Here is a 16478-nt window from a genome sequence, read left to right as displayed (position 1 = left end):
GAAAAACGCCAGAATGGCTTTCAGTCTGTTTCATGAATCGGTCAAATTGCGGTTCAAGCAGATTGTGTCGAAGGCGACACAAATTGAAACAATCAGATCAGGGAACTTATAAGGAATAATTAACGGAAGTAAATGCAAAGCATTACCATTCGCGCGATCGAATTCTTCCACCCTTTCGGATGCGCTGTTAAATGCCTGCCCCGTTCCGTCTTACGCCCGTCACCCTTGGGCTTTCTGTTTTTCTGTCCAGTGGTTTTGCCTACTCCGCGACCGAGTTACCCGCCACCGCGATCAGCGCCGAAGCGCAAGCCGATGACCCGCGCGTGAAGCTCAGCAACACCGCAACCCGCACCTCAACCCCGGTGCGCTACGTGCCGCAGGCGATCGATTCGATCAAGACCGCGAACGTCGCCAACTACGGCACCAATGATATCGGCGACGCGTTGAGCGGCATGCCCAACGTCAGCAGCAGCGCCGACACCCGTTTCGACAGCCTGCGCATTCGCGGTTTCGATGCCAGCAACGATTTCTATCTCGACGGCATTCGCGACGACAGCCAATACAAGCGCGACCTGCACAACATCGAACGCGTCGAAGTGCTCAAAGGCCCGGCCGCCGTGCTGTACGGTCGGGGCAGTCAGGGCGGGATCGTCAACCGCGTGAGCAAAATGCCCGAGTTCGGCCGACGCTCGACCATCGAAGCCCAGGGTGGCAGCGAAGATTTGCGCAGTCTTTACGCCGACCTCAGCACCGACCCGAGCGAAAACATCAGCCTGCGCCTGAACATGGGCAACATGGATGAAAACAGCTTCCGTGACGGTGTCAGTGGCAACCGCCAACTGTTCGCGCCGTCGATGAGCTGGCAACTGACGCCGGACCTGAACTGGTTGGTGCAATACGAATACAGCCGCTACAACCGCACGCCAGATCGCGGCATTCCCGGCGTCAACGGGCGCCCGGCCGATGTCGGTCGTGACACCACCTACGGCAACGATCACGATTTCATTGACGACAAGTCGCAATCGCTGCGCTCCAAACTCAGCTACGAGATCAACGACAACTGGCAACTGCGCCAGACCCTCGGCGTGTTCAAGCTCGACAGTGATTTCGACAACACCTACCTCACCGGTTACACGCCGGCGACCAATAAGGTCACGCGCCAGCACTGGCAGCAGGATCTGACCACCCGCAACGTCTACAACAACCTCGAGCTGGAAGGCGGTTTCGATACCTTCGGCCTTGAACATCGCCTGCTCACCGGCATCGAGATCGGCAGCCAGCGCCGCGATCCGACACTGTACAACGCCGCTACCGGCAGAACGCCGGGCGCGCAGCCCGTGCCGTCGCTCGACCTCTACAACCCCAACCGCAATCTGCGCCACACAGGAGCCATGCAGGTTTCCAGCAGCAGCCACACCGAAGTCGAAAGCCGTGCGGTCTACGTGCAGGATCAACTGCGCCTGAACGATCAGTGGCAACTGCTTGGCGGTTTGCGTTACGACACCTTCGACATCGAGTCGACCAACAAGCTGCGTAACATCTCCGAAGACCGCGACAGCCACAGCACCAGCCCGCGCGTCGGCCTGGTCTGGACGCCGTTGCAGAACCACTCGTTCTACGCTTCGTGGTCGAAGACGTTTTCGCCCGTGGGTGGTGGCTTGATCGGCATCACCCCGGGTGCGGCCGGCAACACCAACGACCTCAGTCCTGAGCTGACCAAGCAGAAAGAAATCGGCGTGAAGAGCGACTGGTTCGATGACCGCTTGAGCACCACGCTGGCGATCTATGACCTGGAGCTCTACAACCGCCGCACCACCGATCCAAACGACCCGACCCTGACCGTCATGTCCGGTCTGCAACGATCGCGCGGGATCGAGTTGACCGCCACCGGTAACATCGTCGGCAACTGGTACATGCGCGGTGGCGTCGGTATGCAGGATGCGAAGATCGAGAAGGACAACAACGGCCTGGAAGGCAAACGCATCAACAACGTCGCCAAGCACAACGGCAGCCTGTTCCTGACCTGGAAACCGGAGATGGGCTGGTACGGTGAAACCGGTCTGACCCTGGTTGGCCAACGCTATGCCGATAACGCCAACACCACCGTGCTGCCGGGTTATGGTCGCTGGGATGCACTGGTCGGTTACCGCTTCAAGGATTGGGATTTGCGCACGGCGCTGAACAACATCACCGATCGTGAGTACTACGCATCGGCAACCAGCCAGTATCAGATTCAACCGGGTGCGCCGCGTAGCGTCGTGATGACCGGCACCTACAGCTTCTGATTTCACACAAATCCCTGTGGGAGCGAGCCTGCTCGCGAATGCGGTGGATCAGGTTACGACGATGTCGACTGACCCGACGCATTCGCGAGCAGGATCGCTCCCACATTGAATGGGTGTTCCCAAAACAGTCGTGCATAAAAAAGCGCCGCCATCCCGGCAGCGCTTTGACCAATCCCTGTTGTTCTTCTTATCCTTCCATTACAGCCCACAATGCATCCAGTTCGGCCTCGCTGAACAGGCCAGCGGGGTAACGCTCGATCATCGTCCGGCGCGGATCAGGTTCCCTGATCTGACGCGTTCCATTGGACTTCAACCAGTGCGCGACAATCTGGAGCGATTCGCCGTTAACGGCCATGGGATGCAACGTCCGCTCGCTGACTACGTTCACTTCGGCGTTCATTTCAGCGCTCTCTCCCCGTTCATGAGCGGCTAAGTTATCCAAGGTTTATGACAGAACTGTTGAAGTTCTCCCCCCTCCCTAGTGCACGGGTGATGAATACAAGAGCTATGCCAAGGTTTCGCATTTGTCGACAAGCGGATACAAAGAAGCCCGCAATCCAACCGGGCTGCGGGCTTCTTCACATGCATAGCGAGCTAATCACTGCTCGGCCGATTTGTTAATCAACTCAAGCTGTTACGACTCAACTCACTCTTTGTGGGGTGCGGGTTGCTGTTGGGTAAGGCAGTGGATATTGCCGCCACCCAGTAACAGTTCGCGGCCCGGCACCATCACCACTTCGTGCTGCGGGAATAGTTTCTGCAGAATTTCCCTGGCCGGGGCATCCATCGGATCGTCGAAGCTCGGCGCGATGATGCCGCCATTGACGATCAGAAAGTTCACGTAGGAACCGGCCAGGCGCACGGACGGATTACGCTCCTGCGTGCCGTCCACCGGGTCGACACCATCGCACTCTTCTTCGGTCGCGTAGAGCGGCCCCGGAATCGGCATTTTGTGCACCGTGAACGGGCGACCTTTGGCATCGGTGCTGCTTTGCAGGACTTTCATCGCAGCCTGGCAGCGCGGGTAGTTCGGATCCTGTGGATCGTCGGTCCACGCCAGCAGCACTTCGCCCGGACGCACGTAACAGCAGAAGTTATCCACATGGCCGTCGGTTTCGTCGTTGAACAAACCGTCCGGCAGCCAGATGATTTTATCCACAGACAGATTGGCGCTGAGCACCGCTTCGATTTCTTCGCGGTCCAGGTGCGGGTTGCGATTGCGGTTGAGCAGGCATTCTTCGGTGGTGATCAGCGTGCCTTCGCCGTCGACGTGAATCGAACCGCCTTCGAGCACAAAACCTTCAGTGCGATAACGCGGGCTACGCTCGATCTCGAGGATCTTGCCGCCGACCTGCGAATCACGATTCCACGGCGAATACAGACCACCGTCGAAACCGCCCCAAGCGTTGAAGTCCCAGTTCACACCGCGCACTTCGCCGCTGTTGTTGATGACGAAAGTCGGGCCGCTGTCGCGTACCCAGGCGTCATCGCTGGACATCTCGACCACGCGGATATTCGGTACGTCGAGGCGCGCGCGGGCGTTTTCGTATTGGCCGGCGGACACGGCCACAGTCACTGGTTCGAAGCGTGCGATGGCTTTGGCCACCGCAGCGTGTGCGGCTTGCGCCGGTTTGCCGCCCAGACGCCAGTTGTCCGGGCGCTCGGGCCAGATCATCCAGGTCTGCGTTTGCGGCGCCCACTCGGCCGGCATGTGAAAGCCGTCGGCGCGCGGGGTACTTTTCAAGGTGGTCATCGGGATCAGGACTCCAGGGAACCGTCGAGGGTTTTCAACGCACCGTACAGGTTCGGACGGCGGTCACGGAATGAACCCCACGCGCTGCGAATGTGTTCGAGCTCGTCGAGGTTGAAAGTGTGCACAAGAATACCTTCTTCGGTTTTATTCAGCTCCTGCACTTTTTCGCCGAACTGGTTGGCGATGAACGAAGAGCCGTAGAACGTGATGTCGTAGCCGTCCTGTTCTTCATTGCCGATGCGGTTGCTGGCGATCAGCGGCATCAGGTTGGCGCCGGCGTGGCCCTGCTGCACCCGCTGCCAGTGATCGCGCGAGGAGATGCTCTTGTCGTGCGGCTCGCTGCCGATTGCGGTCGGGTAAAACAGGATTTCCGCACCTTGCAGCGCCATGCTGCGCGCGGCTTCCGGGAACCACTGGTCCCAGCAGATACCCACGCCGATCTTCGCGTAACGGGTGTTCCACACTTTGAAACCGGTGTCGCCCGGGTTGAAGTAATACTTCTCGTGGTAACCCGGACCGTCGGGAATATGGCTTTTACGATAAATCCCGAGGTTGCTGCCGTCGGCATCGATGATCGCGATGCTGTTGAAGCGCGCACGGCCGGCCAGTTCGTAAAAGCTGATCGGCAGCACCACTTGCAGTTCCTTGGCGATTTTCTGGAAATGCTTGATCGCGACGTTGTCTTCCACCGTCGTCGCCAGTTGCAGGTAGTCCGGGTTCGGCTTCTGGCAGAAATACGGCGCCTCGAACAGCTCCTGAATCAGGATGATCTGCGCGCCTTTGGCGGCGGCTTCGCGCACCAGCCGTTCAGCGATTTCGAGGTTGGCTTGCAGATCCCACGAACAGGCCATCTGGGTGGCGGCAACGGTAACGATACGGCTCATGAATCATCTCCGGGCAAGTGCTTTGACGGTCGACAATTCGACCGAAAAGAAAAATGCGCGCACCGGACATGAGATCGCCATGCCGGAGCAATGGCGACTTTATAGCCGATAAATATCGGCTTTAGAAGCTAAAGAAATGCATTCCGTCTAATTTTACCCACAAAATACCGATACAAATCGAATTAACCCCAGAACGCTGAGGAGCTGCCGAAGGCTGCGATCTCTTGATTTTGCTCTTGAAAAACAAGATCAAAAGATCGCAGCCTTCGGCAGCTCCTACATGGGGTGAGTGTCAAAGGCCCTCGGTGAGCACCCGATCGAGCATGTCGACAAAGAAATCCACACTCTTACGCGACGTCACCATCGGTGGCTTGATCTTGAGAATGTTCAGATCATCCCCAGTCGGCTGCATGAAAATCCCCAACTCGCGCAGGCGATCACACAGCAACACCGTCTCCTCGGTCGCCGGCTCCAGCGTCTCGCGATTGCGGATCAACTCAAGCCCGAGATAGAACCCGGAACCGTGCACCGCGCCCACCAGCGGATGTTTATCGATCAGCGCTTCGAGTCGCGCCTTGAAGTGGCCACCGACCACCTGCGCGTTCTCCCAGAGCTTTTCTTCTTCCATCACATCCAGCACCGCCATGCCGATCTGGCAACTCACCGGGCTGCCACCCGCCGACGAGAAGAAATAGCCCTCGGCCTCCAGCGCTTCGGCGATTTCCCGGCGAGTGATTACTGCACCCAGCGGTTGACCGTTGCCCATGCCCTTGGCCATGCAAATGATGTCCGGCACCACGCCCTGCTCTTCAAAGCCCCAGAAGAAATGGCCCATGCGCCCGTAACCGACCTGCACTTCGTCGGCGATGCACACGCCGCCCTGCGCGCGCACCAGCCCGTAAACCTGTTTCAAATATCCCGGCGGCAGCGAGATGCCCCCGGCATTGCCATACACAGGCTCGCAGATGAACCCGGCCAATTGGCGCTTCTGCTCGGCGAGTTTTGCCAGGTGATGCTCAACGCTGCGCACGTAATCCGGCGCCGAATCGAGGCCTCGGAATTCACCGCGATAGGTGTTTGGCGCAGGCACCGGATGCACCCAGTCCGGGCGGCTTTCCAGGGCTTTCGGGTTGTCGGCGACCGAGGTCGATACCGCATCGGCGCCGACCGTCCAGCCGTGATAGGCCTCAAGCACACTGATCATGTCGCGGCCGCCGCTGTAAGCCCACGCCAGACGGATCGCCAGGTCGTTGGCCTCGCTGCCGCTGTTGACCAGAAACACCCGATCCATGCCTTCCGGCGCGAGTTTCAGCAAGCGCTCGGAAAACTCCGCCACCGCCGCATAGTTGAACCGCGAGTTGGTGTTTAGCAGTGACCATTGGCGCGCCGCGACCGCCGCCATGCGCGGGTGACCGTGACCGAGCACTGCCACGTTGTTGAGCATGTCCAGATAGGAGCGGCCCTGCATGTCGATCAGGTGATTGCGCCAGCCACGTTCGATGCGCGGCGGATCGACGTAGTAGTGTTTCTGGGTACGGGCGAAACTGGCATCGCGGCGTTCGAGCAGGGTTTTCGCGTCCAGCTCCGGTTCGGCATCGCAGGCCAGCCCCAACAATGCGGCCGGCGATGGGCACAGCGCCTGCCAAGCCGCTGCTTGCGCCGGGGTGCAAAACAACGGTGCATCGAGCTGCGCGCCCCGACACAACTGCACCCGCAACGGGCCGCTGACCGCACCCAGCACCTGACCTTTGACCAGCGCCGCGCCGCTGTGCAGCGACGGTGTCACGCCCCACAGCCGCAGGCTGAGTTGCGGGCCATCGAGTTGCAGCACACCGTCTGCGGCCTGATGCACGACGCCTGCGAACGGCGCCTCCACGGCGCTGCCATCGGGTACGCGCAATTCCACGTGCAGCGGGAAGGTGTCCGGTTCAACGGCACTGTCGGGACGAGTGCGCGACAAACGGTACTGACCATAACGGCTCGCCGCCAAACCATGCGCCACAGCCGCTTCAGTCAGCAGGCGCTGGTCGATACCCTCCTGCTCCCAATTGCCAGCGTCGAAATGCGGACTCAGCACGCCAAGATCGATCAGCGCAAATTCGCGTCCGACCAGACCGGGCAACAATGGCGCAAAACCTTCACTCTCAATCGCCGGCAAAGCCTGTCCCACCGCCGCCAGAATCGCCGCCTCCATCAACGCCTGAGGCACCGATGTCGCCACGCGGAAAATCTCCCACTCGTGGGTAAGGTTGTCCCGGCTGTACGTATTCGCCGGGTCGATGCTGACTTGCTGCTCGCCACTGAGCACCAGCACCGCCGCGCGCGCCACAATCAAAGGCCACAGCGCTTGCAACTCTTCGTGTTGCAGTGGGTTGACCGCGTGGTAGGCCTGCACCGCCGGCAGGATGACAAACGGATCACCACCAGCGTGATGCAGCAACGCCGCACACGTCACTGACAGATCGGTGATGCGCCAGGTGCGCACCAGATCGCCAAAGTCGATCACGCCCTGCAACTGCCAGTGACGCTGGGCATCGCGCGCCCAGACGGCGTTGTCATCGGTGATGTCCATGTGAATCGCCTGCACCGGCAGCTTGTCCAGCAACGGCTGCAAACGGCGCTCGGCCTGAGCGGCGGCCTCGGCGATCAATGTGCGTTGCTGCTCGTCCTTGATCACCGGCAGCAGATGGCTGATCAGAGCACTGGCGTGGCGCGCATCCCATTGCAACGTGCGCTCAAGGCCCGGATGATCGAAACCGGCCAGCGCCAGATCCATCTCACCGCAGAGCCGGCCAAACCCCGCCACTACGTCGCGCCCCAAGTGATCAAGATGCGTGAGCGGCTGGCCCTCGATGTAATCCAGCAGCCGCACATGGACGGCTTCGCCGCCGACCTCGAGTGACAGCAGATCCTCGCCATTATTGGCCGCGATCACCCGTGGCACCGTCACCGCCGAGTGCTCGGCCAGGTACTTGAGGCCGGCATGCTGGGCTTGCAGCTCCACCAGAGCGTAATCGCCACGGCAGATTTTCAGCACGAACCGACCGCGCGGACTGTCGACGCGAAAATTCAGATCCTGCTGGCTGCCGAGCGCCTGCAGCCTGCCGCTGAGCCCGTAATGCTCCGCCAGCCATTGCTGGGCCTGCTCTGCAGAAACCTGCGGGCTGGGCAAACTGGCGCGATGAATCAACGTGGCGAGCGGCATGAAACGACCCCTGAAATTTTATTAGGCGCCTATATCGCCATTGCTTGGCAGGATCCGCAACCCCCATCCACGAAAAGGCGTCAGGGCTATTTGTCTTCCTGCACTCGCGCCCTCCAGCACTTTGCGCAAGAATGTCGACCATTAACACTGGCCTATGGAAACCCCATGAATGTAATCACCACCGACCTGCCCGGTGTCCTGATCATCGAACCCAAGGTGTTTGGTGACGAGCGCGGGTTTTTCTACGAAAGTTTCAATGCCAAGGCTTTTCAGGATGCAACGGGGCTGGACACACAATTCGTTCAGGACAACCACTCGCGCTCGCAAAAAGGCGTATTGCGTGGTCTGCATTACCAACTGCAAAACACTCAGGGCAAACTGGTCCGCGTAACGGTCGGTGAAGTATTGGATGTCGCCGTGGACATTCGCCGCAGCTCACCGCACTTCGGAAAATGGATGGCCGTGCGCCTGTCGGCAGACAACCATCGTCAGTTGTGGGTCCCGGAAGGTTTCGCCCACGGGTTCGTCGTGCTGAGCGAGTTCGCCGAATTCCTCTACAAGACCACCGACTACTACACGCCGTCGGCAGAACGCAGTATTCGCTGGGACGATCCGGATCTGGCCATCGATTGGCAACTGGACGAAGCCCCGAAGCTGTCCGCCAAGGATCAGGCTGCAGCCTTCTTCAAGGACGCTGACGTCTTCGCCTGAGGCCGGGCATAATGCGCCTGTCCCTACAGGCGCTTCCGGCTCATGAAACCAACCCTTCCCCGCAGACCTCGCTGGCGCAGCCTCGCGCTGCTGGCCCTGTGTCTGGCGCCGCTGTTGTGGCCGCTGGAACATCTTGCCGAGCGCTATTACCGCAGCGAACTGGCAGGCCAGAACCGCCAGACCCTCGACCTGTACGTCGCCAACCTGCTGGGCACCCTGCACCGCTACGAAGTGTTGCCACAGATTCTCGGCGACCTGCCCGCTCTGCGCGCGGTACTCGGAGCGCCGGACGACGGCGTCACCCAAGGCAATGCCAATCGCCTGCTGAAGAACATCGCCGCGCAGACCGGCGCCGAAGTCATGTACCTGATGGACACCAGCGGGCAGACGCTGGCAGCGTCGAACTGGGACAAGCACGACAGTTTCGTCGGCCGCAATTTCTCCTTCCGTCCGTACTTCAGCGAAGCCATGGCCGGGCGCCTCGGGCGCTTCTTCGGGCTCGGCACCACGTCGGCCAAGCGCGGTTATTTCTTTGCCGCCGCCGTGCGTAACGGCGAAAAAATCATCGGCGTGCTGGTGATCAAGGTTGACCTCGACCACACCGAAAGCCTCTGGGGCAAAACCCCGGAACAACTGTTGGTCACCGACCACAACGGCGTGGTCATCCTCACGTCGCGTCCGGAATGGCGTTTTCGCTCAACCCGTAATTTGAGCGACAGCGAGCGCTCGGCGATCACCGCGATCCAGCCTTACCCGACCCGCGAGCCGCGCCCGCTTAACCTTAGCCCGACGGCGTGGCTGATCCAGACCCACGACATTGCCGAAACCGGCTGGAGCGTCAGCATCCTTGCCCCGCGCACGCTGATCGACCGTCCGGTGCGCACCGTGGTCGCCATCGGCGGCGCCACGCTGCTGGTGCTGATGTTGTTGCTCGGTCTGATGATGCAGCGCCGCCGGCATTATCTGGAGCGCATCGCCTTCGAGGCCAAGGCACGCCGCGAACTTGAGGGCCGCGTGGCGGAACGCACCAGCGACCTCGAAGGCCTCAACCGACGTTTGAAGGAAGAAGTGCTGGAGCGTGAACAGGCCCAGCAGGAACTGGTGCGCGCCCAGGATGACTTGGTCCAGGCCGGCAAGCTGTCGGCGCTGGGGACCATGTCAGCGAGCATCAGCCACGAACTCAATCAGCCGCTGGCAGCGATCCGCAGCTACGCGGAAAACGCCGAAGTGCTGCTCGATCATCAGCGCACCGACGATGCGCGCGGCAACCTCAAACTGATCAGCGAACTGACCGGGCGCATGGCCTCGATCATCGCCCACCTGCGCGCCTTTGCCCGCCGCGATCGCCACGCGCCGGAAAGCGTTGCCCTGCAACCAGCGCTCGACGATGCCTTGGCGCTGCTGGCCAAACGGCGCCGGAGCATGGAAGTCGAGCTGATCCGCGATCTGCCGGCCGCCACGCTGTGGGTCGAGGCCGGGGAAACGCGCCTGCGTCAGGTGCTTGGCAATCTGCTCGCCAACGCCCTCGACGCGCTCACCGAAAAAGGTCCGCCGCGCAAACTCTGGCTGAGTGCCGAATCCACCGCCGAGGGCGTCAATCTGTACATTCGCGACAACGGCCCGGGCTTTTGCATGGAGGCCCTCGGCCGCGCCAGCGAGCCCTTTTACACCACCAAGACCCGTACTCAGGGTCTGGGGCTGGGGTTGGCCATTTGTGAAACGCTGATGCGCGCCTTCGGTGGTGAACTGTCGTTCGCCAACCACAAGCAAGGTGGCGCCTTGATTACCCTGCGACTGCGCGCCGGTGCGCCCGGGGTCAGCCTGCAACCGTCCGAGGATCGAAGTGCATGACCATCGACAATCGCATTCAGGTGGTGTTGATCGACGACGATCCACACCTGCGTCAGGCCCTCGGCCAGACACTGGATCTGGCCGGTCTGAAAATTTTGCCGCTGTCCGAAGCCAAGGGGCTGGCCGCACAGCTTGAACGCGACTGGCCGGGCGTGGTGGTGAGCGACATCCGCATGCCGGGTATGGACGGCCTGGAATTGCTCAGCGAATTACACGCGCAGGATCCCGAACTGCCGGTGCTGCTGATCACCGGCCACGGCGATGTACCGCTGGCGGTGCAGGCCATGCGTGCCGGCGCTTATGACTTTCTCGAAAAACCTTTCGCCAGCGATGCGCTGCTCGACAGCGTACGCCGCGCGCTGGCCCTGCGCCGCCTGGTGCTGGACAACCGCAGCCTGCGTCTGGCCCTCAGCGACCGCAATGAATTGAGCGCGCGTCTGGTCGGCCATTCGACGCCGATGCTGCGCTTGCGTGAGCAGATCGGTGCGCTGGCCGCGACCAAGGCTGACGTGCTGATCCTCGGCGAAACCGGCGCCGGCAAAGAAGTGGTCGCCCGTGCGCTGCACGATTTGTCCAGCCGTCGTAATGGCCCGTTCGTGGCGATCAATGCTGGCGCACTGGCCGAGTCCGTGGTGGAAAGCGAACTGTTCGGCCACGAACCCGGCGCGTTCACCGGTGCGCAGAAACGCCGGATCGGCAAATTCGAATTCGCCAATGGCGGCACGCTGTTTCTCGATGAAATCGAAAGCATGAGCATGGACGTGCAGGTTAAGTTGCTGCGCATGCTGCAAGAACGCGTGGTCGAACGCCTGGGCGGCAATCAATTGATCCCGCTGGACATCCGCGTGATTGCCGCAACCAAGGAAGACCTGCGTCAGGCCGCCGATCAAGGCCGCTTCCGCGCCGACTTGTATTACCGCCTCAATGTCGCGCCACTGCGCATTCCACCGCTACGCGAACGCGGCGAAGATGCGTTGGTGCTGTTCCAGCATTACGCCGATGAAGCCAGCGCCCGCCACGGCCTGCCGCCCCACGAACTGCAACCGGCACAACGCGCCTTGCTGTTGCGCCACACCTGGCCGGGTAACGTGCGCGAACTGCAGAATGCCGCCGAACGTTTCGCCCTCGGTCTGGAACTGGCACTGGATAACAGCGGCGCCGAAGGTACTGGCAACACACCGGTTGAAGTCATCAACGGCGGTCTCAGCGAGCAAGTGGAAAACTTCGAGAAATCGTTGATTGCCGCCGAACTGGCGCGCTCTCACAGTTCAGTGCGCAGCCTCGCCGAAGCCTTGGGCGTGCCGCGCAAGACCCTGCATGACAAGTTGCGCAAGCATGGCCTCAACTTTGGCGACAGCAGCCATGGGGATGAAAACGAATGAGCACTGACAGTCGCTATCTGGAATCGGTCCTGCATCACGACATTCCCCTGACACGGGACATGGGGCTGAAGGTGCTCGACTGGCATGCACACCAATTGAGTCTGCATCTGCCACTCGAGCCGAACGTCAATCACAAGAGCACGATGTTCGGCGGCAGTCTTTACTGCGGTGCGGTGCTGGCCGGTTGGGGCTGGTTGCATCTGCGTTTGAAGGAAGAAGGCATCACCGACGGGCACATTGTGATTCAGGAGGGGCAGATCAGTTATCCGCTGCCGGTCACGGGCGACGCCACGGCAATCTGCCCGGCGCCGGATGCGGCAGTGTGGAAGAAGTTTCTCGCGATGTATCAGCGTTATGGGCGGGCGCGGTTGACGTTGAGTACGCGGATCGTCAATCAGGGCAGCGAAGAAGACGCCGTGACATTTACCGGGCAGTACGTTTTGCACCGCTGAAGATCAACGGCCCCTCACCCTAACCCTCTCCCCGAGGGAGAGGGGACTGATTGGGGGATGCTTCAGACGTACACCGACCTGATGGCGCTTTGCTGAATCCATAATCGACCTCATCTTTCAGGTCGATGTATGACGCAAGACAACTCGGTCGGCTCTCTCCTGGGGGAAAGGGCTGGGGTGAGGGCGATTGCCGATCAGCCCACTTAACCGCGAGCCAACTCCAACAATCTGGAACGCCAGGCCGCCTTCGCCGGCAGCGCCAAAAAGAACTCGTTCAACAGCGATTCCCGCGCCGGATAGCAGAACGCATCCCCGCGCAGATCCAACACTTCACCGCCCGCTCCTTCCAGCACGCCTTGCGCCGCCGCCGTGTCCCACTGCGAAGTCGGCGCCAGTCGCGGATAGCAATCCGCTGCGCCTTCCGCCAGCAGACAAAATTTCAGCGAGCTACCAATGTTCGCCAATTGCAGCTCGCCCAGACTTGCACTCAGCCCTGCCAGCAGACGCTCCTGCTCGGGACTCGAATGCCGCCGGCTGGCCACAACCGTAAACGCCTCGCCCGGCCCCGGCACGTCTCGCACCTGAATCGCAACCGGCGTGCCGCCCTCGTCGCAGCGCCACGCACCAAGCCCGGCACCGCCAACGTAGAAACGACCATTGGTCGGCATCGACACCACACCAAACACCACGCGACCGTTTTCGATCAGCGCGATGTTCACGGTGAACTCTTCGCTGCCGCTGATGAACTCCTTGGTGCCATCCAGCGGATCGACCAACCACCAGCGCTGCCAACCCGCGCGTACGCTCTGGGGAATGTTGGCGTCTTCTTCCGACAACACCGGAATGCTCGGATCCAGCGCCGTCAGCCCGGCGAGAATCAGGTGATGCGCGGCCAGATCCGCCGCCGTCACCGGCGATTCATCGGACTTGGCCGTGACTTCAACGCCGGCGCGCCAGAACGGCAAGATCGCCTCGCCGGCCTGCAAGGCCAGTTCAATCACCGGCGCCATCAACGGATGGGGAAACTTCATCGACATTTCACTCATGCTGGAAAGAATCCGCGATCGGTCAGCAGATCGCGGGTCAAATACAGTGCAGCCAATGCACGGCCTTCGGAAAACTGCGGATTGAGCGCCAGCGACGACAATTTGCGCAGATTCACCTTGTCGACGCGCATCGGCTCGGGCTCGTCGCCTTCCAGCCGCTCTTCGTACAAATCGGTAGCCAGAACGACCTGGATCTTCTGGCTCATATAACCGGGCGACAGCGACAGCTCGGTCAGATGCTCCAGTTGTCGCGCGCCAAATCCGGCTTCTTCCTTGAGCTCCCGCTCGGCTGCCGCCAATACGTCTTCGCCCGGTTCGATCAAACCTTTAGGCAAGGACAGTTCGTACTCATCGGTACCGCCGCAATATTCCTCGACCAACACCGCGTGTTCGGCATCCAGCATCGCCACGATCATCACCGCGCCGTAGCCCGCACCTTTGCCGACCAGACGCTCGTAAGTGCGTTCCACGCCATTGGAAAAGCGCAGTTTGAGTTCTTCGACGCAAAACAGACGGCTGGTGGCGACGATCTCGCGGGCAAGTACGGTGGGTTTCTGGCGCATGCAAAGCTCCTTGGCGTGAACGCGCTACTATAACGCGGCTTTCCCGATTGTTTATGTCGGATATCTTTCTACCGTTCGAGACGTTGCCATGCCTTCATTACCGTGGTCCGACATCGATACCGTTCTGCTGGACATGGACGGCACGCTGCTGGATCTGCACTTCGACAATCATTTCTGGCTGGAACACCTGCCCCAGCGTTACGCCGAACTGCACGGGGTCAGCCGGGCCATGGCCGAGATGGAATTGCAGCCGCTGTTCGAACGCCACGCTGGCCAGTTGCAGTGGTATTGCCTGGATTTCTGGAGTACCGAGCTGAAGTTGTCGGTGCGTGAACTGAAGCTGGAAACTGCGCACCTGATTGCCTTGCGGCCGGATGCCGATACCTTTCTGGAAGCGATCAAGCGCGCCGGTAAACGGGTGATCATGATCACCAACGCGCACCGCGATTCACTGTCGCTGAAGCTGGAACGGATTGAGCTGGCGCCGTATTTCGAACGGCTGATCAGCTCGCATGATTATGGGTTTCCCAAGGAGAACCCGCAGTTCTGGGATGCCTTGCAGGCGGACATCGGCTTTGATCCGGCGCGCAGTCTGTTTATCGACGATACCTTGCCGATTCTGCGCAGTGCGCGGGATTTTGGCGTGGCACATTTGCTGGCGGTGAAAGAGCCGGACAGCCGCAAGGGGCCGAAGGACACGGCTGAGTTTGCGGCGGTTGAGGATTACCGCAATCTGATCGCTGGCCTTTGATCTTTGTAGGAGCTGCCGAAGGCTGCGATCTTTTGATCTTGTTTGGAAAAATCAAAATCAAAAGATCGCAGCCTGCGGCAGCTCCTACAGGAGTGTTGTGTTACTCAGGAATACGCAGTGTCTGCCCCGGATAGATTTTGTTCTCATCCTTGAGCATCGGTTTGTTGGCCTCGAAAATTTTCTTATATTTGTTGGCATCCCCGTACACACGCAGAGAAATCGCGCTGAGGGTGTCACCAGACTTGACCACGACAAACTGTGCGGCAGTAACAACCGGGCCGGTCACGGTGATCTGATCATCCACGCTGCCAACTCCGGCAATATTGCCCACCGCCAGCAAAATCTTCTCTTTCTCTTCCTGACTCGCGACTTCACCGGTGACGGTCACTTTGTCGCCATCCACCGTTGCCTGCACATTCGGATTGCCCAAGCCGACCTTGCTGATGTGTTCCTTCAACTGCTCACTGGCATTGGCGTTGCCCGGGGTCAGCAGATCGATCAGCTTCTCACCGGCTTCTTTTACAAAACTTAAAAGACTCATCGTGGTTCTCTCCATGGAATAAAAGGATCAGTCGTCCAAGCCTAGACCACAGCAGACAAACCCGGTTCCAAGCCGACCAATGACCCTGCCACCGCGCAAGCGGTAGAATCCCCCACCCCTGCCAGCGCCCGGAGCGAAGATGGACATCAAGCAGCTGAAATTCCTCATCGCCCTCGACGAAACCCGCCACTTCGGCCAGGCCGCCGCGCGTTGCCATATCACCCAGCCAACGCTGTCGATGCGCCTGCGCAGTCTTGAAGAAGAACTCGACCTGCCACTGGTCAACCGTGGCCAGCGTTTCGAAGGTTTCACCGCGCCGGGCGAGCGCGTGCTGGCGTGGGCACGTTCGGTGATGGCGGCGTATGACGGTTTGCACGCGGAAGCGGCGGCGTGTCGCGGCAATCTGATCGGCACGCTGAGGCTGGGCGTGGTGCCGCTGTCGAGTTTCGATCCGCTGCCGTTGATGCAACGCCTGCACAGCGCCCACCCGAATTTGCGCTTTGAAATGTCGGCGCTGAGTTCCGAGCAGATCCTCGAGCATTTGGCGAATAACCGCATTGATCTCGGCGTGTCTTATCTGGATCGTCTGGATAACGAGCGCTTCGAATCCCTGGCCTTCAGTGAAACGCGCATGGGCCTGCTTTACGATCAGCGCTCATTCACATTTGGCGACGCCGCGTTGAGTTGGCAGTCGCTGATCGAACTGCCGTTGGGCATGCTCACCAGCGGCATGCATTTTCGCCAGTCCATCGACCACAACTTCCACAGCCGCGGCCTGACTCCACAACCGTTGCTACAAACCGATGCCGTGCATCAATTGTTACAAGCCGTGCACGGCGGTTTTTGCTGCGCGATCATGCCGCTGGACGGCGGCCTGGAAAAACTCACCGATCACCTGCGCCTGCAACCGATCGAAGACGCCCAGACCCTCGCCCCGCTGGGCCTGATCATGCGTCGCGGCGCCCCACGTTCCGCGCTGGCGGAAGCCTGTTTCGCGCTGTATCGGGAATCACCAACAGCCTCTTGATCGACGGCATCTATCGATAGATCGACA

Annotated in this window: 14 protein-coding genes; 7 read left to right on the top strand and 7 right to left on the bottom strand. The window is 60.4% G+C overall.

Going from position 1 to position 16478, the window contains the following annotated elements:
• The first annotated feature begins 191 nt into the window (after positions 1-191).
• Entirely contained in the window at positions 192-2285 is a 2094-nt protein-coding gene (locus ACZZ0A_RS27150; RefSeq protein WP_463543971.1) for a TonB-dependent receptor, read from the top strand.
• 187 nt (positions 2286-2472) lie between these two features.
• Here the strand turns inward: ACZZ0A_RS27150 and ACZZ0A_RS27145 are convergent, their stop codons facing one another.
• The 4 genes from ACZZ0A_RS27145 to ACZZ0A_RS27130 form a co-directional block, all read right to left on the bottom strand.
• Positions 2473-2685 (bottom strand): hypothetical protein, encoded by a 213-nt coding sequence (locus ACZZ0A_RS27145; RefSeq protein ID WP_007909115.1) that lies wholly within the window; start codon positions 2683-2685, stop codon positions 2473-2475.
• 246 nt (positions 2686-2931) lie between these two features.
• Positions 2932-4038 carry an agmatine deiminase gene (gene aguA / locus ACZZ0A_RS27140; RefSeq protein WP_463543970.1) on the bottom strand — a complete coding sequence of 369 codons (1107 nt, stop codon included), beginning with the start codon at positions 4036-4038 and terminating at the stop codon, positions 2932-2934.
• Positions 4039-4043: 5 nt separating this feature from the next.
• On the bottom strand, positions 4044-4922 hold the full coding sequence (gene aguB, locus ACZZ0A_RS27135) for an N-carbamoylputrescine amidase (protein WP_095113946.1): 879 nt from the start codon (positions 4920-4922) through the stop codon (positions 4044-4046).
• Positions 4923-5214: 292 nt separating this feature from the next.
• On the bottom strand, positions 5215-8127 hold the full coding sequence (locus ACZZ0A_RS27130; protein ID WP_463543969.1) for an aminotransferase: 2913 nt from the start codon (positions 8125-8127) through the stop codon (positions 5215-5217).
• Between the two features lie 165 nt (positions 8128-8292).
• Between ACZZ0A_RS27130 and rfbC the strand changes: the two genes are divergently transcribed.
• From rfbC to ACZZ0A_RS27110, 4 genes are read left to right on the top strand one after another with little or no spacing between them, the layout of a single operon-like run.
• Positions 8293-8838 (top strand): dTDP-4-dehydrorhamnose 3,5-epimerase, encoded by a 546-nt coding sequence (gene rfbC, locus ACZZ0A_RS27125; RefSeq protein WP_007909101.1) that lies wholly within the window; start codon positions 8293-8295, stop codon positions 8836-8838.
• A gap of 42 nt (positions 8839-8880) precedes the next feature.
• Positions 8881-10689 (top strand): sensor histidine kinase, encoded by a 1809-nt coding sequence (locus tag ACZZ0A_RS27120; RefSeq protein WP_007909099.1) that lies wholly within the window; start codon positions 8881-8883, stop codon positions 10687-10689.
• Positions 10686-12071 (top strand): sigma-54-dependent transcriptional regulator, encoded by a 1386-nt coding sequence (locus ACZZ0A_RS27115; protein ID WP_007909097.1) that lies wholly within the window; start codon positions 10686-10688, stop codon positions 12069-12071. The genes ACZZ0A_RS27120 and ACZZ0A_RS27115 overlap by 4 nt, the downstream gene beginning before the upstream one ends.
• Positions 12068-12523 carry a YiiD C-terminal domain-containing protein gene (locus tag ACZZ0A_RS27110; RefSeq protein WP_463543968.1) on the top strand — a complete coding sequence of 152 codons (456 nt, stop codon included), beginning with the start codon at positions 12068-12070 and terminating at the stop codon, positions 12521-12523. Before ACZZ0A_RS27115 ends, ACZZ0A_RS27110 begins: the two co-directional genes overlap by 4 nt.
• 203 nt (positions 12524-12726) lie before the next feature.
• Here the strand turns inward: ACZZ0A_RS27110 and cysQ are convergent, their stop codons facing one another.
• Both cysQ and nudE read right to left on the bottom strand, forming a co-directional pair.
• A complete protein-coding gene (gene cysQ, locus ACZZ0A_RS27105; protein WP_095113985.1) occupies positions 12727-13560 on the bottom strand; it encodes a 3'(2'),5'-bisphosphate nucleotidase CysQ in 834 nt (277 codons plus the stop codon).
• 5 nt (positions 13561-13565) lie between these two features.
• Entirely contained in the window at positions 13566-14132 is a 567-nt protein-coding gene (gene nudE / locus ACZZ0A_RS27100; protein ID WP_007909093.1) for an ADP compounds hydrolase NudE, read from the bottom strand.
• 88 nt (positions 14133-14220) lie between these two features.
• Here nudE and yrfG point away from each other — a divergent pair, with 88 nt between their 5' ends.
• Positions 14221-14883, top strand: a complete 663-nt coding sequence (gene yrfG / locus ACZZ0A_RS27095) for a GMP/IMP nucleotidase (RefSeq protein WP_463543967.1) — start codon at positions 14221-14223, stop codon at positions 14881-14883.
• Between the two features lie 100 nt (positions 14884-14983).
• Here the strand turns inward: yrfG and lysM are convergent, their stop codons facing one another.
• Positions 14984-15424 (bottom strand): peptidoglycan-binding protein LysM, encoded by a 441-nt coding sequence (gene lysM / locus ACZZ0A_RS27090; protein ID WP_414894991.1) that lies wholly within the window; start codon positions 15422-15424, stop codon positions 14984-14986.
• A 139-nt stretch (positions 15425-15563) separates the two neighbouring features.
• Here lysM and ACZZ0A_RS27085 point away from each other — a divergent pair, with 139 nt between their 5' ends.
• Positions 15564-16451, top strand: coding sequence for a LysR family transcriptional regulator (locus ACZZ0A_RS27085; protein WP_007909077.1), 888 nt, complete (start codon positions 15564-15566; stop codon positions 16449-16451).
• The last annotated feature ends 27 nt before the right edge of the window (positions 16452-16478 follow it).

The sequence above is a fragment of the Pseudomonas sp. AC242 genome (genome assembly GCF_979258655.1).
The sequence above is the reverse complement of the archived record's forward strand: the minus strand, read 5'-3'. Positions and strand labels throughout refer to the sequence as shown.